The organism is Corynebacterium suranareeae, from assembly GCF_002355155.1.
Lineage (GTDB): Bacteria > Actinomycetota > Actinomycetes > Mycobacteriales > Mycobacteriaceae > Corynebacterium > Corynebacterium suranareeae.
The window spans coordinates 2,273,854-2,292,268 of the sequence record NZ_AP017369.1; the positions used below are offsets into that span (position 1 = coordinate 2,273,854).

The 18,415-nt window shown below is 51.5% G+C and carries 17 protein-coding genes and 1 riboswitch; of the genes, 6 read left to right on the forward strand and 11 right to left on the reverse strand.

What is annotated here, in order from left to right; all coding sequences use genetic code 11:
* Positions 1-88: 88 nt before the first annotated feature.
* The 7 genes from dprA to N24_RS10640 form a co-directional block, all read right to left on the reverse strand.
* Positions 89-1,273, reverse strand: a complete 1,185-nt coding sequence (gene dprA / locus N24_RS10610; protein WP_096456792.1) for a DNA-processing protein DprA — start codon at positions 1,271-1,273, stop codon at positions 89-91.
* Positions 1,270-2,793, reverse strand: a complete 1,524-nt coding sequence (locus N24_RS10615; RefSeq protein ID WP_096456795.1) for a YifB family Mg chelatase-like AAA ATPase — start codon at positions 2,791-2,793, stop codon at positions 1,270-1,272. The genes dprA and N24_RS10615 overlap by 4 nt, the downstream gene beginning before the upstream one ends.
* Positions 2,780-3,148 (reverse strand): YraN family protein, encoded by a 369-nt coding sequence (locus tag N24_RS10620; protein WP_096460073.1) that lies wholly within the window; start codon positions 3,146-3,148, stop codon positions 2,780-2,782. The genes N24_RS10615 and N24_RS10620 overlap by 14 nt, the downstream gene beginning before the upstream one ends.
* Before the next feature lie 241 nt (positions 3,149-3,389).
* Positions 3,390-3,695: a DUF2469 domain-containing protein gene (locus N24_RS10625; RefSeq protein WP_003857573.1), complete on the reverse strand. Its 306-nt coding sequence runs from the start codon at positions 3,693-3,695 to the stop codon at positions 3,390-3,392.
* A complete protein-coding gene (locus N24_RS10630; protein WP_096456797.1) occupies positions 3,692-4,360 on the reverse strand; it encodes a ribonuclease HII in 669 nt (222 codons plus the stop codon). The genes N24_RS10625 and N24_RS10630 overlap by 4 nt, the downstream gene beginning before the upstream one ends.
* A gap of 27 nt (positions 4,361-4,387) precedes the next feature.
* The gene (gene lepB / locus N24_RS10635; protein ID WP_096456799.1) at positions 4,388-5,176 is read right to left on the reverse strand and encodes a signal peptidase I; all 789 of its coding nucleotides are present in this window, start codon (positions 5,174-5,176) and stop codon (positions 4,388-4,390) included.
* Positions 5,177-5,311: 135 nt separating this feature from the next.
* Complete coding sequence (locus tag N24_RS10640; RefSeq protein WP_096456801.1) at positions 5,312-6,724, reverse strand: S1C family serine protease; 1,413 nt, start codon at positions 6,722-6,724, stop codon at positions 5,312-5,314.
* A gap of 528 nt (positions 6,725-7,252) precedes the next feature.
* Between N24_RS10640 and N24_RS10645 the strand changes: the two genes are divergently transcribed.
* Positions 7,253-8,215 (forward strand): iron-siderophore ABC transporter substrate-binding protein, encoded by a 963-nt coding sequence (locus N24_RS10645; protein WP_096456803.1) that lies wholly within the window; start codon positions 7,253-7,255, stop codon positions 8,213-8,215.
* Positions 8,216-8,451: 236 nt separating this feature from the next.
* Here the strand turns inward: N24_RS10645 and rplS are convergent, their stop codons facing one another.
* A complete protein-coding gene (gene rplS / locus N24_RS10650) occupies positions 8,452-8,793 on the reverse strand; it encodes a 50S ribosomal protein L19 (protein WP_096456805.1) in 342 nt (113 codons plus the stop codon).
* A gap of 269 nt (positions 8,794-9,062) precedes the next feature.
* Positions 9,063-9,175: riboswitch (TPP riboswitch) on the forward strand.
* Between the two features lies 1 nt (position 9,176).
* Here rplS and N24_RS10655 point away from each other — a divergent pair.
* Genes N24_RS10655 through N24_RS10675 form a run of 5 tightly spaced genes read left to right on the forward strand, consistent with a single transcriptional unit; the run spans position 9,177 to position 13,040 of the window.
* Positions 9,177-9,842, forward strand: a complete 666-nt coding sequence (locus tag N24_RS10655; protein ID WP_096456807.1) for a thiamine phosphate synthase — start codon at positions 9,177-9,179, stop codon at positions 9,840-9,842.
* Positions 9,839-10,963, forward strand: coding sequence for a glycine oxidase ThiO (thiO, locus tag N24_RS10660; protein WP_096456809.1), 1,125 nt, complete (start codon positions 9,839-9,841; stop codon positions 10,961-10,963). The genes N24_RS10655 and thiO overlap by 4 nt, the downstream gene beginning before the upstream one ends.
* A gap of 17 nt (positions 10,964-10,980) precedes the next feature.
* A complete protein-coding gene (gene thiS / locus N24_RS10665) occupies positions 10,981-11,178 on the forward strand; it encodes a sulfur carrier protein ThiS (RefSeq protein WP_096456811.1) in 198 nt (65 codons plus the stop codon).
* A 1-nt stretch (position 11,179) separates the two neighbouring features.
* Positions 11,180-11,962 (forward strand): thiazole synthase, encoded by a 783-nt coding sequence (locus tag N24_RS10670; protein WP_096456813.1) that lies wholly within the window; start codon positions 11,180-11,182, stop codon positions 11,960-11,962.
* Position 11,963: 1 nt separating this feature from the next.
* On the forward strand, positions 11,964-13,040 hold the full coding sequence (locus N24_RS10675) for a ThiF family adenylyltransferase (protein WP_096456815.1): 1,077 nt from the start codon (positions 11,964-11,966) through the stop codon (positions 13,038-13,040).
* A 538-nt stretch (positions 13,041-13,578) separates the two neighbouring features.
* Here the strand turns inward: N24_RS10675 and N24_RS10680 are convergent.
* Genes N24_RS10680 through N24_RS10690 form a run of 3 tightly spaced genes read right to left on the reverse strand, consistent with a single transcriptional unit; the run spans position 13,579 to position 18,392 of the window.
* Positions 13,579-15,846: a Tex family protein gene (locus tag N24_RS10680; RefSeq protein WP_096456817.1), complete on the reverse strand. Its 2,268-nt coding sequence runs from the start codon at positions 15,844-15,846 to the stop codon at positions 13,579-13,581.
* Between the two features lie 10 nt (positions 15,847-15,856).
* Positions 15,857-16,834 (reverse strand): LacI family DNA-binding transcriptional regulator, encoded by a 978-nt coding sequence (locus tag N24_RS10685; RefSeq protein WP_096456819.1) that lies wholly within the window; start codon positions 16,832-16,834, stop codon positions 15,857-15,859.
* 34 nt (positions 16,835-16,868) lie between these two features.
* Positions 16,869-18,392, reverse strand: coding sequence for an anion permease (locus tag N24_RS10690; protein WP_231910987.1), 1,524 nt, complete (start codon positions 18,390-18,392; stop codon positions 16,869-16,871).
* Positions 18,393-18,415 lie beyond the last annotated feature (23 nt).

The following is an 18,415-nucleotide window of genomic DNA, read 5'->3' on the forward strand; positions in this document are numbered from 1 at the left end:
ACTATACTTAGGCTTGCCTCACACACACTATCTTTCGGTTGATGCCAATGCAACCTTTTTGAGAAGTTTTTTAAATAATGTCCAGGTTTTATTGCATTTCAGTGTTCCGAAACCATAGGGTTCCATCCCTTCTGACGATCCCTCGCTTTTGCAAGTCTATAAGCAGAAAAATTGTCAACTGCAAGGTCAGACCAGCTTCTGTAGCGGTTGCTGCAGCTTCTTTTCCCACATCACGATCATCCAAAGCGTCATATACTCTCAACTCATTTCTGGTTAGCCCCTGTATCGGGGTGGCTGCGAAATTTAATTCATACTGGGCTTGACTATCCATTGCGCCCACTGCCCCGAGTAACGACCTCACATCATCAGCACTTGTGACCATTTGGGCACTTCCATTACGAATCCGCTCATGACAACCAAGAGAACCTGCGTTGTTAACAGGGCCAGGAACTGCCATAGCTACCCGCCCTAATCCCTCACACCAGCTCAACGTATTCAATGCTCCAGATCGCCAGGCAGCTTCGATCACGACGGTTCCTTGGGATAGTGCTGCGACCAAACGATTTCTGGTAAGGAATCGGTGTCGTTGTGGCGGGGTACCCGGAGGATATTCACTAACCATCACTCCCTTTTCTGCTCTGACAATGCTATTAAAAAGATCCCGATTGCGACTGGGGTAAGGTCGATCCAAGCCACAGGCGGCTACCGCAATTGTTGATCCTTTAGCACGTAGAGCTTCGCTATGAGCAACACTGTCGACCCCTAGTGCACCACCTGAAACGATTGTCCACTGATGCGTTGCTAAGGCGTGAGTAAACTCCCGAGTTACCTCAGCCCCATAGTGACTAATTGCCCTCGTTCCAACGATGGTGACCGATTGAGCTGCAAGTTGCCTTAAGTTTCCACCTCTAACCCATAACGCATGCGGTGGTAGAGCATCATCTTGATAGGTACGGACATGATCGCTCATACCCGAGGCAGCGAAGCCAAATGCATGGTCAAATTCTTCCTTAGGCCATTCTTTATCCTCGGGAGTGATCAATCGACCCCCTAACCGTGTGATGGTTTCTAAGTCTTCTTTGGCAGTATCAACCAATGCCCTTGACTCCGTTGCTTTAAGGAGTCCCTCCCCAAGCCACGTCTGCCGTTGTTTAATCCCAAATGCGATCTTTTCAGGGTCATATCCATCTTTAAGAAGGTTTTGCAGGTAAATGTTGGGGCCTTCCACAACTTTTGAAAGATACGCCCATGCAAGCAACCGAGAGTCAGTCATGCTGCCACCTCGCTATAGGCACTACCTCGTAGTTCCATTGCCCGTGCAATATGATCAAGGTTTGGTTGCTGCTGTCCGTCTAAATCACACAACGTCCAGCCGAGTTTGATGGCACGATCACAACCGCGTTGCGAAATTGAACCTTCCGCAAGAAAAGCCCCGAGATACACCATGGCTTCTTCGGTGGCGGCAAAATTTCTACGCAAGAAGTGGGGATCAACATGGGCATTTACTACATCACCCAACCCTGCCTTTTTCCACCTAAAGGATGCACGCTCGCGCGCTAGCGCAACACGATCAGCTATCGACGCTGAAGCCTCTACATCATCGCTACGTAACACTGCGCCCTTTGAGTGGGTTGCAACAACCATGTCTAAGCGATCACGAAGCGGGCCAGAAAGATTGTTGAGATACGTTGCACGGACAGATCCTGAACACACACATTCTTGAGCTTGTTCAGCCCCACACTTACATGGATTGGCTGCGAGGATGAGTTGAAACTGCGCAGGGAACGTGACGTCATGCCTAGAACGAATGATTCGGATGGAACCGTATTCCAACGGAGTTCTCAAAGAATCAAGGATTGATGCTGGAATTTCGCTTACTTCATCAAGGAATAACACGCCGTGATGTGCCAAACTAATCGCGCCGGGCAAAGGCGAACCAGACCCTCCTCCCAAAAGTGCTGCTTTACTAACATTGTGATGCGGAGAGATAAAAGGCGCACGAGAAATAGGCCCAGAAAACGTCCTTCCCACCACTGAATGCACTACTGTTGCTTCGATCATTTGTTGTGGTGTGAGCTTTGGAAGCAAACTGGGTAAACGTTCTGCGATCATTGATTTTCCAGATCCAGGCGGCCCGATCATAAGCATGTGATGTCCGCCCGCTGCTGCCACCTCAGCTGCAAACCGAGCTTCTGGTTGCCCTACCACGTCACGCATATCTGGAAGCTTTGTATTATTTTCTGGTTTAAAGAATCCAGCTTGTGGCAGTGATTCCTCACCTTCAAGCCATCTGATTACTTGATCAATAGAATTCGCTAGAAATACCGAGGGTTGATCAACTAGTCCGGCTTCAGGTGCGTTGGCCTCCGGGATCACAATGTTTTCAATCCCCTCCTCCTGCGCGGCAAGGAGTGCTGGCAAAACACCCGTTACGGGCAACAAGGTTCCATCAAGGGCTACCTCACCGAGAAAAAGTGTTTGCTGTGCGTGAAACCGAGCTTTGGGATCAAGGCTTTGAGACACCAATACTGCAACTGTCATAGCAAGATCACACTGTGATCCTTGCTTACGCATAGAAGCAGGTGAAAGGTTGATGATCACTTTGGTTTTTGGCCACTTCAATCCGCTGTTATTAACTGCGGTTTTAATCCGATCTCTAGACTCTGAGATCGCCGTATCAGCCAAACCAACAACATAGGTACCGGGAAGACCCGGGCCGACATTGGCTTCAACTCGTACTATTTTTGCTTGGACACCTAGTTGTGCCGTGGACATTGTTCTACCGAGCGCCATGGTCAACATCCTCGTAAATAGTGATCTCAGGGCTTCCCGTTTGTGGATCCAGCACCACCGTGACGACATCAAAACGCAACGGAGTAAAAGGTTTCCCTTCTAACCATTTCATCGCAGCTTTCCGCATACGCGTGATTTTCCGGTGATCAATCGCATCAGCTTCGCCGAAATCACTGCCACGCCGAGTTTTTACCTCAGCAAAGATGACGATCCCAGTTCTTGATCGAAGGATAAGATCTATCTCCCCGACCGAATATCTAACGTTGCGGCCAAGAAGTGTGGCACCATCATCGAGGTAACGCTGCAGCGTTAGGTCCTCACCAAATGCGCCTAAGTATTGCTTTTGCGTCTTCATATCTCCCCCAAAACGTTGAATAGTTTGTTTCATCTGTGCTTCCAGATTCAACGTGGTTTAAACAACGCCCTCAAGGAGCCACTACTCCAAGCTGTGGATAACCCTTGCAAGCCACTAGTTATCCACAGGCTCAATACTTCTGGGGTTGACAAAAGGCGCATTCATCGTCGAATGCGCCTAATCGAAAATTCTTAAGTGCTGTGAGAATCTCACATCACAGAAAGCTCCCCCTACCAGGGCCTTATTCAGGCATGATGATATCCGGCTTATCTAATTCCTCAATATTGACATCCTTGTAGGTGATGACTCGGACGTAGCGAACAAAGCGTGCTGATCGGTACATATCCCACACCCAAGCATCGGACATGCGAACTTCGTAGTAAACGTCATTTCCGCTGTTGTGAGGGATCAGCTGCACAGCATTTGCTAGATAAAAACGACGTTCGGTTTCTACAACATAGGAAAATTGGCTTACTACATCGCGATATTCGCGGTACAGAGAAAGCTCAACCTCTGCTTCGTAGTTGTCGAGTTCTTCAGCGCTCATGCTCCACCTTCCGTCGTGTGTTTATCTGCAGCTTGTAACCATTCTTGGTGTGCCTTGGCCACATTCGCATAACTATATCTGTGCTCGGGGCTCGCACCGTGGTGGCGCACCGCATCCATGTGGATCTTCGTACTGTATCCTTTGTGGATTTCCAACCCATAGTGGGGATACTTGGTAGCCAATTCGGCCATGATGTCATCGCGAGTTTGTTTGGCAAGGACACTTGCTGCGGCGATACAACGTGCGGAAGCATCTCCGCCGATAATCGGCAGATACGGGGCGGTGAAACCAGGAACTTTCATGGCATCGGTAAGAATGTAACCGGGTCGCGTTTCTAGTGCAGCAACGGCGCGTCGCATGCCAGAAATATTGGCATGCTGGATGCCAAAACGGTCAATGTCTTGCGCGGATATGAGGATGACTGACCAAGCTACTGCATGCTTTTTGATTAATGGCATGAGTTTTTCGCGAGTGGTGGCACTGAGTTTTTTGGAATCTGTCAGCGCCGATAATTCTTCGATAGGTTTGTCTGGAAGAATGCAGGCCGCAATAGAGATTGGGCCGCAGCAAGCACCGCGTCCAGCTTCGTCTACACCGGCAACGGGCCCTAGCCCGTTGCGTGACAAGGTGACCTCAAAGGTCCGTAGATGCTTTAAGCGTCGCATGGAGGGAGGCGTCGAAAAGCGAAATTTTTAGCCTTGGATGGCAGGATCATCGACCCCGCCGATTCGGCTAAATGGCAGCACAATGGCTTGAACTTTGCCCTTGATGTTTTCCTCCGGGATGGTGCCTTGGTACTCATCGCCCAGATGGTAGCGGGAATCCATGGAATTGGTGCGGTTGTCGCCCATCATGAAATAGTTGCCCTCAGGAACGGTGATCGGCCCGAAATAGTTTCCTCCGCACTCAGCGGAGCCAGAGGTTTCATCGATTGGGAATTGAGCAGGTTGAAGCGTGTAGCTATCATCTACTTCCTTACCGTCGACCATGATTCCAGGGTCTCCTTCTTGGCAGGAAACAGTCTGACCACCGGTAGCGATAATGCGCTTGACCAGGTCATTTTCATCCGGCGCGACAAGCCCCACGTAGGAACCCAAATTCTGCAACCCCCGGATGACCGAGTTGTCCGAACGCTGGGTGGTAAACCCTACGTTCCACGAATCAGTTCCCTTGAAAACGATGACGTCTCCTGGTTCTGGATCGCTGAAATAGTAGGAAACTTTCTCCACCAAAATGCGATCACCCGTGCACCCCTCACATCCGTGCAAGGTTGGCTCCATCGATCCACTGGGGATCATATACATCCGTCCAACGAATGTCTGTAGGACGAAAATCAACGCGAGGGTCAGCACGACCACCACCGGGATTTCGATGTACCACGGTGTTGGCTTTGATTCCTTTTTCGACTTTCTAGCACGTCGACCGAACCGACCGCCCTGGTTGGAATCGTCAGAATTAGATGCACTAGATAAATCAGTCACGGAAGTTCACTTTAGCAGTATTACTTTAGAGCTGATTAGACCTATGTAAATGCAATGAAAAAGTCGGCTAAGACAGCACATAATTTTTCCGTGCTGTCTTCTCCATCCAATGATGGGCCTATAAAAGGGCGGAACCTATTTAAGACGGAACGTAGAGACAATTCCCTCCAACACTGTGGTTAGTTCATATTCACCGTTGAGCTGAGTCAACAGCACTAATGTTCCAGTTTGCTCGTAATCTTGTGTGGCCAACACGATGAGAGTTGTGCCATCGCAGTCATATTCGTTGAACGGGCCACGATAGTATCCGTCATCCCAGGTATCAGTGGTTAATAGGTCACAGCTTTGGTTGAAACTGAATTGGTCCAATGCTGCCTCAGGAGCCGTACCTGCATCAGTTGCCAGCATCCAGATTCCAGATGCACTGAATGTTTCCCAAAACGCGCCCAAATCAGGTGCTGCTGCTACAGAGTTCCAGAATCTTCCTTGTGGGTCGGTCCAGGCTTCCCCGTCGATTTGTGCCCATTCGACTGGCACTGACACGGCAATAGTTGATTCATTATCCGTAATTTCCACGGATTGGCCACTATATTCACCGACAGCTGCGGCCGCAGCGGGGTCCTGTCCCCCAAAGACATTTTCGGCAGTAACCGCTAATTCTCTGCCATTAATTTGGCCCTCAAGTAGCACTTCCGCACTTGGCCGAAGAACTTCAACATCAATGGTGCCATCGACTCCTTGGGTGTCTAGAACTTGGCAATAGCTACCTAGGTTTCCGCCGTCACCAACACTTACACCGCCAAGTTTAAGAATCAGATCACCAGGCTCTATTCCTGCCTTATCTGCGGGACCGCCCGCTTCCACCGAAGACACCCACACGCCGAAAAATTGAGGGTCGCCACTGTCCCATGCTTGCGCATTAATTCCAATTGATGAGACACGTTTGCCATCGATCATGTCCTGAATAACGTCTTTTACGACGTCTCTATGGATGGCAAAACTGTAGTCAAGTGAATCATCACCGGCATAATTAACGCCTAAGACTTTGGCATCGGCAGTAATCAGTGGACCTCCAGAATTTCCACCACGGATACGTGCATCATGTTCGATAACATGTTCCAAAGAAGCCCATTGGGTATCAAATTCAAAGTCAGACTTTGACACAATTCCCCTGGTCAACGTGAAATCATCAGCGTATCCCACTGGAAATCCAGCCGAGTACACATCCAGACCTGTAGTGATGTTTCCTTCGAACCACTCGAAGTGAGGGAGGTCTTTTGCACTTAGTTGTACAACAGCGAGGTCCAAGCATTCAGATGCACCAAGCACTCGCATGCTTGCTTTGTCATCACCATCTGCACCGTACAATCCATCCAAACGGCCAGCACCAACCACCACGTGATTATTTGTAATGGCAATTCCTGACGGATCAATAATAAACCCAGATCCTTGCCAAGCAGATTCTGAAGGATCAAGCGTACCTGGCTCAATAAATGTACCTTGACCTGTGATTTTCACTGTCGCATCTGCCAACGAATCAAAAGTCACAGCATGTTGACTCGCAGCTATTACTCCATCACCGCCATTGCTTGCGGCTTCTAGCGATTCATCGGTCCCGGTTGACGTGGAACAACTTGCGGCCAATAAAGCCAAGACGCTAAGCACCGAACAGCTCGCGTAACTAAACCTTCGGGGAAATATTTTAAGAACCATGATGGGCTCCTTTGTTTGCACCCTGGATCACACGCATATCCAAAGGTGGGTAAATAGGTGCAAGACATTGACCAATCTAAAAAAGTTACAAATGAGGACTCAAACCCTAAGTGCAAAGCCTTTTATGCAAAACCCTTTAACTGACCCTTAAACCAACCCTTTAACTAACCCAGCCCAAAATTCCTACAAAGCACCCAACGATTCACAAAACTTTTTCCTGGAGTAAGTTTCTCCAATTTTACTACTTTTTACCTGGAAAATACATCAACATCATTAGGTATTTCAAGCCAGCACGCACGCTCTACCCAATCGCACACGCTTGCCCGTTTGACAAATATTTTTAGGCTTGGCTAACTTTTCTTTATGCCTAAATCTACGCGGGTGACCCCCACGAGCATCGCACAAGCAAAACTCTCTCGTCGTGCTTTTCTCGGAACGTTGCTGGGGACTACAACGCTCGCTATTGCTGCATGCTCACAAACATCACAATCATCTGAAACATCCCAAGGTCAAACATCGTCAGCTGCAGACAGTCCTTCTGAAGATCAGCGCATTGTCGCTCTCAACACGGGACAATTGGATAACTTGCTGTTGCTAGGAATTACCCCAGTTGGAGTTGCAGCAGCTAAAAATGCCGACCTTATTCCGCAGTTCCTCAGGGATCGTTTCGGTGCAGAGATGGATCTAGATAGCATTGCAGATTGTGGTTTTCGCCAAGATCCAGATATTGAAGCCATTGCAAATCTAAATCCCACTTTGATCTGCGCAAATTCTCGATCCGATGAAGCACTGCTGACCAAACTGCGCGCCATCGCCCCTGTGGTAACCGGCGAAGGTGGTGGTGAAAACTGGAAGCAGGATCTTCTCACCATTGCAGAAGCAGCAAACGTGAAAGACAAAGCCGAAAGTCTCCTGCAAGAGTACGAAGACACCGCAGCTGAGATTGCAGCAAACCAGCCCAGCACGCCACCATCAGTGTCTTTCCTCCGCACAAAGGATGATGCATTCCAGATGTATGGGGCTGAGTCAATGGCAGGTACCGTTGCTGGGGATTGTGGATTCGCTCGCCCAGAAGCCCAACAATTCACCGATCAGGCTGGACAAGACTTATCCGCTGAGCTCATTGCCGAAGCAGACGCCGACTGGTTGTTCTACGGAGTGCAAGACGGAAAATCCAGCCCAGAAGACACCCCTTTGTGGCCCTCACTGAAAGCAGTTCAATCTGGTCAAGCTATCGCCGTGGATTATGATTCCTGGTACATGAACGCCTCACTGGTTTCAGCTGGCATTATTCTTGATGGATTAAAAACTAACGTCGCAGTTTAAGCAGTTAAGCAGCTAAGCAGTTTAAGCAGTTTAAGCAGTTAAGCAGTTAAGCAACTAAGCAGCTAAGCAGCTTAAACCGTTTAAGTACTTCAATTAGCTTAGATCAGACCGCCGGACACACAATGTGTCCGGCTCACATCTCTATCAAAAGCAGAAAACCCCCAACCATTCACTAAAAGTGAACGATCAGGGGCTAGTCCAAAAGCTAGCAAGTAGCTATAGACCAAACGCTAAAATTAGCGCTTCTCCTTAATACGTGCAGCCTTACCGCGCAGTTCGCGCAGGTAGTACAGCTTCGCACGACGAACATCGCCACGACGGACGACCTCGATCTTCTCGATGTTTGGGGAGTGTACTGGGAAGGTACGCTCAACACCGATACCGAAGGAAACCTTACGTACGGTGAAGGTTTCGCGAACTCCGCCGCCTTGGCGACGAATGACAACACCCTTGAAGAGCTGGGTACGGGTGTTGGTGCCTTCGATAACCTTTACGTGAACGTCGAGGGTATCGCCTGCACGGAATGCAGGAACGTCATCGCGCAGGGATGCTGCGTCAATCTTGTCCAGAATGTTCATTTAAACAATCCTTTTGCTAGTAGGGAAAGAGGACCCTGGCGGCACTTTCCCAGTTTTGGGACGCTCGGCCGGTTCGTATCCGTTTCAATTTTCGAAGCTGTTACTTTCAACCCAACCGAAATCGGGTTTGCACAGTCAACTGGAATATTCTTTCACATCCCCTACCCTATTTTCAAACCTGAATTCCACCCCCCTCATTCGGGTGCCGATTTTCAACGAAGTTTTATCTAATCGTTGACAAAAGTATGTTGTCAGGCTTGACTGGTTGCACATTACCCCACGGGTGCCCAAAGCATTGGGCTGAGATTGTGCGCTGTTGCTGCGCGGGACCGTTCGAACCTGTCTGGTTAGAACCAGCGAAGGAAGCGAGGACTGATTGACCCGTGTATAAAAATCGTTTTGACCTGCGTTGTTATGTCGTAACTGGTGCTGGTTCCGTTGAGGAGATCGTGCACACCGCGTCGCAAGCCGCCTTAGGTGGTGCGGGTGTTATCCAGGTACGTTCAAAACCGATTTCGCCAGAGGCGATGAGAGAGCTAGCGGCCAAGGTCGCGGTCGAGGTTGCGCGGTGCAACCCTAAAACGCGTGTGCTTATCGACGACCACCTCGACGTTGCTATTTCCTTAATGCGTGAGGGTTTACCGATTCACGGTGTGCATCTTGGACAAGATGATGTCTCGGTTTTTCAAGCTCGTGAGTTGTTAGGTTCTGATGCGATTATTGGATTGACTACTGGCACAGCAGAGCTGGTGACTGCAGCTAATGAGGCTGCCCATGTGTTGGATTACATCGGTGCTGGCCCGTTTAGAAAAACCCCAACGAAGGACTCTGGTCGCCCACCCATTGGTCTTGATGGCTATCCCCCATTGGTGAAGTTGTCGGCGCTGCCGGTCGTGGCTATCGGTGATGTCACCCCTGATGATGTCCGCGATCTCAGCGCTACCGGCGTGGCGGGTGTTGCGATGGTTCGGGCCTTTTCACAATCTGATAATCCGCAAAAAGTCGCGCATGAAGTGCTGGAAAATTTTGAGGCGGGAAGGGCCTTATGACTAAGAGCGCAATTGTCATTGGTGGCGGAATCATCGGCTTGACCACATGTTTTGAATTCCAAGAGGCGGGTTTTCAAGTCACGTTGATTGATCCTGATCCAATTTCTGGGGCAACCCACCATGCTGGCGGAATGTTAGCCCCTACTGCTGAGGTGCAGTATCAGCAGCAGGATTTGATTCAGTTGATGAAAGAATCGGCAAGGCTTTATCCCGATTTGCTCGAGCGGGTCTCCAAATACACAGACCTTCCCACCGGCTACCGCACAGAGGGCACGCTGTTGGTGGGTGCGGATCGCACGGATGGTCTGCATGTTGCTGAGCTCATCAAATACATGCACTTGATGGATCTTCCCGTGGATTTTTTAACTACTCGTCAGGCTAGATCCGCGGAACCAGCATTGTCACCCCGAATTTCCAAAGTGGTCAACATTGATGGTGATCACCAGGTTGCTCCTCGTTTGTATGCCCGGGCGTTATTGGACGCAATTCTGCAGCGGGGTGCAGAGCACATCGCCGACACTGTGATCTCTATTGATGGCCACGACCCCTGCTTGACCGTAACCATGGGTTCGGGGGTGAGGGTGGCGTCGAAAAGCGTTGTTGTTTTAGCGGCAGGCCTAGGCGCCGCACGCATTCCTGGGTGGTTTGAGGGCGCAAACCCGCTGCAGTTGCGGCCGGTGTACGGCGATATTATTCGCGTTCGGGTGCCGGAGAAGTTGCAGCCGATGGTGAGCAAAGTGATTCGCGGATTTGTGGAGGATCGGCAGGTTTATATCATTCCCCGCGATGATGGCACGTTAGCTATTGGTGCGACCAGCCGTGAAGACCACCCGCATCCTAAAACTGGCTCGGTTTATGATCTCCTCCGCGATGCCACCCGTCTGGTTCCAGGTATTGAGGAAACTGAATTCCTCGAAGTCACTTGTGGTGCCCGCCCGGGAACTCCCGATGATATTCCATATTTGGGATGGGTGGGTTCCAACGTCATTGTGTCAACAGGCTATTTCCGCCACGGCATTTTACTGGCGGCTCTCGGTGCGCGCGCTGCCGTAGATCTGGCCACCAAGAAGCCCGTGTTCCCCACTCTTGATGTGTGCGATCCTTTTCGCCACCGCACTTAAAAAGGACTTTCTTTAAGATGATCAATTTTACTTTCAATGGCACCTCTATGCATTGTGCGGAGCTTTCCGTGGAGCAATTGGTAAAACAAGAAATCGGCCATGACACCGGAGTCGCAGTGGCTATCAATGCGGCTGTGGTCCCCAGGTCACAGTGGTCACGCATGATCAGCAATGAAGATTCCGTCGAAATTCTCACCGCAATCCAGGGAGGTTAAAATGCTGCACATTGCTGATAGAACTTTTGATTCTCACCTCATCATGGGCACCGGTGGCGCAACCTCACAGGCGTTGCTGGAGGAATCCCTTGTTGCCAGTGGAACCCAATTGACCACCGTGGCGATGCGCCGCCATCAAGCCAGCGCTGAAGGTGGCGAATCCATTTTTGACATGCTGCGCCGTTTAGGAATCGCCCTTTTACCCAATACAGCAGGCTGTCGCACTGCCCGCGATGCGGTACTCACCGCCCAACTTGCCCGAGAAGCACTTGGCACAAACTGGGTAAAAGTGGAGGTCATCGCCGATGAACACACACTATTGCCAGACACTGTTGAGCTTTTAGATGCCTGTGAACTCCTCGTCCAGGATGGCTTCACTGTCCTTGCTTATACCTCTGACGATCCCATCACCGCTAGCCGTTTAGAAGACTGTGGCGTTGCAGCTGTCATGCCGTTGGGCTCCCCCATCGGAACCGGACTTGGAATACTCAACCCACACAACATTGAATTAATCTGCAGTCGAGCAAGCGTGCCCGTCATTCTCGATGCCGGTGTCGGCACTGCCTCAGATGCCACCCTAGCCATGGAACTAGGCTGCGACGGAGTGCTGCTAGCCTCTGCGATTAACCGCGCACAAAATCCAGTAGCAATGGCTGAAGCAATGTTCCGCGCTGTTGAAGCTGGCCGATTAGCCGCCCAAGCCGGAAGAATCCCCCAACGCCAACACGCTGTTGCATCCTCTAGTTTCGAGGGTCTCGCGTCTTGGGCTGAGCAGGTGCTTTAAAATGTCACAACTTCCAGATATTGAACTTCATCGAACTGCCCGACAGCTAGCATTGCCTGGCTATGGCATCGAACAACAAACAATACTGCATAATGCCCACGTTCTCGTCATTGGCGCAGGCGGTTTGGGCTGCCCAGCCATGCAGTCGCTCGCCTCAGCAGGTGTTGGAACCATCACGGTTATCGATGATGACACAGTAGATATTTCCAATATCCACCGTCAGATCCTGTTCGGGGCAAGTGATGTCGGGCAGTCTAAAGTCTCCGTTGCAGCCAGGTGCCTCAAAGAGCTCCAACCAAGCATCACCGTCAACGCCCTGAATCAGCGAATCACTCCAGAAAACGCCTGCGCACTGGTCGCTTCAGTCGATCTTGTCCTAGACGGATCCGATTCATTCAGCACCAAGTACCTCGTATCCGACGCCGCTGAAATCACCGGAACCCCACTTATTTGGGCAACTGTGCTGCGTTTTCACGGCGAACTCGCACTCTTCCACTCAGGGCCTAACAACCGCGGCGTCGGTCTTCGCGACGTCTTCCCCGAACAACCATCAGCAGATTTCGTCCCCGATTGCGCCACCGCTGGAGTCCTCGGCGCCACCACCGCGACCATCGGAGCACTCATGGCCACACATGCCATCGGATTTCTCACAAAGATCGGCGACGTCCAACCAGGAGTCCTCCTTTCCTACGACGCATTCCCCGCCACCACACGCAGCTTCCGCGTCTCCGCCGACCCCGCGCGCCCACTGGTCACCGAGCTCCGCAGCTCCTACGAGGCAGCAAGGCCCGAAACAACAACGCTTATCGACGCCACCCTCAACCATCTCCTCACCGCCCTCGACATCCGCGAACCTCATGAAGTCCTCCTCAAAGACCTCCCCGAGGGCGCAACCTCACTCAAACTGCCCTTAAGCCAGATCAACTCCGAAGACGATGTGGTGGAAGCTCTTTCAGGTCTTGACCAGGACATTTTGGTTTATTGTGCCTCCGGAAAACGCAGCGCCGACTTCATAACCAAGTACTCCCACCTAGGCCATAGGTTCATAAATCTGCCTGGTGGAGTCAACGCGTTGTAGCCTGCCCGGCAGCTTTATAACCAAACATACGTGCCAAACTTTCAGGTTTTTCAAGATTCTTGGCACCGATGTTTGGTGTCTTTCGGCACTGCTTAAAGCCAGAAACTACGTGAGGCGTTTATCGCCCGCTTAAGGCCCCAAGATTTTCGCACAAGTATTTGTATGGATCAGGCTCTAAAAACCTCTTAGAAGCGCTGCTGGGGAGGTGTGACCTTTAGGGTTAGAGGCCGAAATTTGAGAGCGACCAAACCAGGAGACCCAGAATCTTCAAAAACTTAAATGTTGGGTCTCTGTGTTTGGTAATGAGCTCGATCCACCAAACCAGGAGACCCACAAACGTCGAAAAAGTGATTTCTGGGTCTCCTGGTTTGGTCTTATGCCGTCTTATGCTGCCAAGCACGCGAACAGCTATTTCAGCACTAATTTGACCCAAGCCGGGTCTTAGAAGCGCGTCTGGGGAGGCATGACTTTGGGGTCCAAGGCCAAACCAGTGTGCCCACAATCTTCAAAAATCGATTTACTGAGCACGCCAGTTTGGTTAGCCACCGAGGCCGGCGCGTCGTAAAGCATCTGCCATGGAACCACCTGCGGGCTTGGAGGAGCGCTGCTGCTTTTTCGCTGGTCGGTGTTCTTTCTTTTTCTGTGGTGCTGGGGCACCTGGCTCATCGGTCATGCGCAGCGAGAGTCCAATGCGTTTGCGGTCCACATCGACTTCCATGACTTTTACCTTCACCACTTGACCCGAGCGGACGACTTCGTGTGGGTTGGAGATGAACTTGTCGCTCATTGCGGAAACGTGCACGAGGCCGTCTTGGTGAACTCCGACATCCACGAAGGCTCCAAAGGCTGCAACGTTGGTGACGGTGCCTTCGAGGATCATGCCGGGTTTGAGGTCGGAAATTTTCTCAATGCCCTCTTTGAAGCTGGCTGTTTTGAACTCGGGGCGTGGGTCTCGGCCGGGTTTGTCCAGCTCAGAGATGATGTCGGTGACGGTTGGGATGCCAAATCGTTCATCCGCGAAATCGGCAGGATTCAGTTTTGACAGCACGGCTGTGTTTCCAATCAACCCTGTCACATCCAATCCGGTTGCTTTCGCGATTTCGCGGACAACGGGATAGGCCTCGGGGTGAACAGCAGATGCATCAAGTGGATCGGTGGATCCTGAAATGCGGAGGAAGCCGGCACATTGTTCAAAAGCTTTTGGTCCGAGGCGGGGAACCTTGTTGAGTTCCTTGCGGGAGGAAAAGCCACCGTTTTCGTTGCGGTAAGCCACAATATTATTTGCCAAGGTGGAGGTCACTCCAGCAACTCGGGTGAGCAGCGGAGCAGATGCGGTGTTGAGGTTGACACCGACTGCGTTCACGGCGTCTTCGACAACTCCGTCGAGGGTTTTAGCCAGCGCAATCTGGTTAACGTCATGTTGGTATTGGCCCACACCAATGGCTTTCGGTTCAATTTTTACAAGCTCAGCCAATGGATCCTGGAGGCGCCTCGCAATGGATACTGCGCCGCGGAGGGAGACGTCCATGTCGGGGAATTCTTCGGCTGCGATCGGTGATGCCGAGTACACAGATGCGCCCGATTCGGAAACCACCACGGGAGTTGGTCGCGTGCCACCCGCAGCTTTGATCATGTCTGCCACTTCGCCGGCTAGTTTTTCCGTTTCCCTCGAAGCAGTTCCGTTTCCAATCGCCATGAGTTCCACACCGTGGGTCGCGCACAGGTTGGCCAGCTCAGATACGGCTTCTTTCCAGCGGTTTTGGGGCTGGTGTGGGTACACAATCGTAGTGGCAACATCCTTGCCGGTGGAATCCACCACGGCTACTTTTACGCCATTTCTAAATCCTGGGTCCAGACCGATAGTGGATCGCTGGCCAGCAGGTGCTGCAAGAAGTACGTCACGCAGGTTGGTGGCAAAAACATCCAGTGCGCCTTCTTCTGCTTTTTCTTTCAGACGCATGCGCACATCCAGCCCGGAGGAGACATAGAGCTTGGTGCGCCATCCCCAACGAACAGCCTCGGCCAACCAACTGGAGGTTTGGGTATCCAGGGAAAAGCGATCGGCAATTAAACCTTCATAGATGGAGTCGTCGCCCGCATCCAGATTAAGGCTGAGCACACCTTCGTTTTCACCGCGCAGCAGAGCCAAAATTCGGTGGGATGGCAATGAGGCAAAAGGTTCAGAGAATTCGAAATAGTCCTTGAATTTCGCACCTTCTTGTTCCTTGCCTTCAACTACCGACGCGGACATGGAACCTGTGCGATACATCTGTTCGCGCACTTCACCGACCAAATCAGCATCAAGCGCAAAGCGATCAATCAAGATCGCGCGGGCGCCATCCAACACTTTCTTGGCATCCTCGAAGCCCTCAGTCTGATAGGCAGCGGCCTCGGCTGAGGCGTCGAGGGACGGGGCGTCGATAAGCTTATCGACGAGCTCCTCCAGGCCCGCCTCCCTAGCGGTATCAGCCTTCGTCTTGCGCCGTTTTTTGAACGGCAGGTACAGATCCTCCAGGCGCGCTTTGGTATCGCATCCTAAAATCAGCGAGCGTAAATCATCGGTGAGTTTGCCTTGTTCCTCAATCGCGGCGAGGATGCTTTGTTTGCGATCCTCCAGCTCACGGAGGTAACTGAGGCGTTCTTCCAGGTCACGCAGTTGGGTATCATCGAGTCCCCCAGTGATTTCCTTGCGGTACCTGGCGATGAACGGAACGGTGTTTCCTTCATCCAAGAGCTTGATGGCGGCCTCGACTTGTTCATCTTTGACGCCGAGTTCGAGAGCAATCGTTCGAGAAATTGATGACATTTAGGCGATTCTACCCGGAATGTGTGCTCGACCCCCGAAGGATCACCTGTCCCTGTAAAACCACATCGCCGGTGGGAAGTTCAGGATTTTCAATCAGATCCACCAACAAGCGCACGGCCTCTTTCCCCATCTCCTCATGCGGTGGAACAAACGTGGTGATCCCAGCGCCGACGAAGCTGTACCACTCAGGATCGTCATAACCACCAATCACCACATCGTGGGGAACGCTGACATTCAGATGAGCAAAAGCACGCATCACCCCAGCCATTAGCCGAGGTGACGCCACAATCAAAGCGTCGGGAAGGCCGTTATTAAACACCACCTGAGCCATCTCTTCACCAGATTCGACAGAATAGTGGCCAAAGTGGAATGTCACCTCAGCCCCATATATCGACGCCGCATGACTAATACCGCGCATCCGTTCCTGCGTGGTGGAAAGTGATTCCTCACCCACCAAAGCAGCAATGTTCATTCCGCTGCCGCCCAGCACCGACTCGGTCAGCTGAAAAAACCCAGCCTCATCATCACACGACACCCGAGGGAAATCAGGACCCAATTCACCACGAGTCAACTGCACAATGGGGATTCCTTCAGAGGCAATCGAGCCGACCACTGGAACGTGGATAATTCCTGCAGCTTGAATCGAAATCAACGATTCCATCACCACGTCCTGCGCCTGCACACTATTGGCCTCCGCAACCAGCATTTGGTAGCCAGCAGCTTTCAGATCCTGCTGAATAGTTTGCAGCGATTCCGAATAATACTCATTGGACAAATCCGGAACAATGACCCCCACCAAGGCACTGCGATGTTCCCGCAATGCCTTGGCCAGCTGGTTTGGCACATAGTTCAGCTCTTTAGCCGCCGCCTGAACTTTCTCCCGCGTTTGCGGTGACACATACCCCTTGCCGGATAGGGCCCTCGAGGCTGTGGCGTAACCGACGCCAGCTAGCTCAGCCACTTCCTTGAGGCTCGATTTTGCTGACATCGCCACACGCCCTTACCTTTGCCGTTGATTTCGATTACCAGAGTCCGATGACATTCATCCACAAACCACCGATAACCAACCAGATTGTAATCGATACCGCACCAGCAATTGCCGAGGTCCGCCACCACTCACCCACCGTGATGTAGTTCAAACCGAACAGTGTTGGGGAAGGACCACCAGAATACTGAGTGAGTGAAGAGAACAAATTGGAGGTGTACGCCAACACCAGGGCCGCCATCAACGGAGGCGCACCAATCGCAATCGCAGCACCCAGGAAGGCCAAGTACATGGCGGAAATATGTGCCGTTGCCGAAGCGAAGAAATAGTGGCTAAAGAAGTAGATCAACACTAGGACAACCAGCGCGACAACCCAGTTCATACCACCCAAACTGGATGCAATCACCTCAGAAATCCAGGCGATGAATCCGTACTGCGACAACGCTGTTGCCATCATGTACAGCACCGCGAACCACACCATGGTGTCCCACGCAGTCTTTTCTTGAATGATGTCCTCCCACGTCAATACGTGAGCCACCAGCAAGATAATGACACCAACAAATGCTGTGGTGGTTGCAGAGATTCCCAAAACCAAATCGCCAACTGTCCAGAGCAGCAGCAACACTACAAAGGTTCCCGACAGCACCTTCTCACCATAAGTGAACCCACCCAATTGCTTAAGTTCATCAGAAGCCATCGTCTTGACCTCAGAGGTGTCCTTCAACTCAGGTGGATAAATCTTGTACACCACCCACGGCACAACAATGAGCGCCACTAAACCAGGCACAATCGCACCCACAGCCCAGTTGGTCCACGTGATATTGACATCCATCTGCGACGCCAACGATGCGATCAAAGGGTTTCCAGCCATTGCGGTTAAGAACATCGCGCACGTAATCGCATTGACTTGTCCCACATTCAGTGCAAGAAACGCACCAGCCCTGCGACGAGTCGGGCCAGGAGTCGAATCATAAGTCAAGGCCACCGACTTCATAATCGGCGCCATGATGCCGCCACCTCGCGCTGTTGCCGACGGAATCGCAGGAGCCAAGACCAAGTCCGCAAGCGCCAAACCATAGGTCACACCCAGCATTTTTCCGCCGACTTTAGACACAAAGAACAACGCTATTCGACGTCCAAGCCCCGTCTTGATGAATCCACGCGAAATCAGGAACGCCATCACAATCAGCCAAATGGTGCCGTTACTGAAACCAATGAGGCCATACACCGCGCCGGGATCATCAGAAGACGCAGTCAACGGCACCAAACCAGTCAACACCGCGGTGATCATGCCGATAATTGTCACGGCACCCATTGGCATTGGCTTGAGAATAATCGCCACAATCGTCGCGATGAACAGGCCAAACATCCGCCACGCTTGATCCGTGAGTGCTTCAGGGTGCGGGGCAAACCACATAACAACCACAATCAACGCTGGAATTCCCAACTTGATTAGAAGATTGCTCCAATGGGACCTGGCAGGTGCAGAAACACCTTGAGATTGGCTGTCGGTTGGTGAGTTTTCCTTGCTGACATTCTGGTTCTTAATCGGCGTACTCATCGTGCGCAAACTCCTGAACGATT

What these genes read in the sequence shown, in the direction of transcription:
- dprA (WP_096456792.1), bottom strand. Translation starts at nt 1,273, where the DNA reads ATGACTGACTCTCGGTTGCTTGCATGGGCGTATCTTTCAAAAGTTGTG.
- N24_RS10615 (WP_096456795.1), bottom strand. Translation starts at nt 2,793, where the DNA reads ATGGCGCTCGGTAGAACAATGTCCACGGCACAACTAGGTGTCCAAGCA.
- N24_RS10620 (WP_096460073.1), bottom strand. Translation starts at nt 3,148, where the DNA reads ATGAAGACGCAAAAGCAATACTTAGGCGCATTTGGTGAGGACCTAACG.
- N24_RS10625 (WP_003857573.1), bottom strand. Translation starts at nt 3,695, where the DNA reads ATGAGCGCTGAAGAACTCGACAACTACGAAGCAGAGGTTGAGCTTTCT.
- N24_RS10630 (WP_096456797.1), bottom strand. Translation starts at nt 4,360, where the DNA reads ATGCGACGCTTAAAGCATCTACGGACCTTTGAGGTCACCTTGTCACGC.
- N24_RS10645 (WP_096456803.1), top strand. Translation starts at nt 7,253, where the DNA reads ATGCCTAAATCTACGCGGGTGACCCCCACGAGCATCGCACAAGCAAAA.
- rplS (WP_096456805.1), bottom strand. Translation starts at nt 8,793, where the DNA reads ATGAACATTCTGGACAAGATTGACGCAGCATCCCTGCGCGATGACGTT.
- thiO (WP_096456809.1), top strand. Translation starts at nt 9,839, where the DNA reads ATGACTAAGAGCGCAATTGTCATTGGTGGCGGAATCATCGGCTTGACC.
- thiS (WP_096456811.1), top strand. Translation starts at nt 10,981, where the DNA reads ATGATCAATTTTACTTTCAATGGCACCTCTATGCATTGTGCGGAGCTT.
- N24_RS10670 (WP_096456813.1), top strand. Translation starts at nt 11,180, where the DNA reads ATGCTGCACATTGCTGATAGAACTTTTGATTCTCACCTCATCATGGGC.
- N24_RS10675 (WP_096456815.1), top strand. Translation starts at nt 11,964, where the DNA reads ATGTCACAACTTCCAGATATTGAACTTCATCGAACTGCCCGACAGCTA.
- N24_RS10680 (WP_096456817.1), bottom strand. Translation starts at nt 15,846, where the DNA reads ATGTCATCAATTTCTCGAACGATTGCTCTCGAACTCGGCGTCAAAGAT.
- N24_RS10685 (WP_096456819.1), bottom strand. Translation starts at nt 16,834, where the DNA reads ATGTCAGCAAAATCGAGCCTCAAGGAAGTGGCTGAGCTAGCTGGCGTC.
- N24_RS10690 (WP_231910987.1), bottom strand. Translation starts at nt 18,392, where the DNA reads ATGAGTACGCCGATTAAGAACCAGAATGTCAGCAAGGAAAACTCACCA.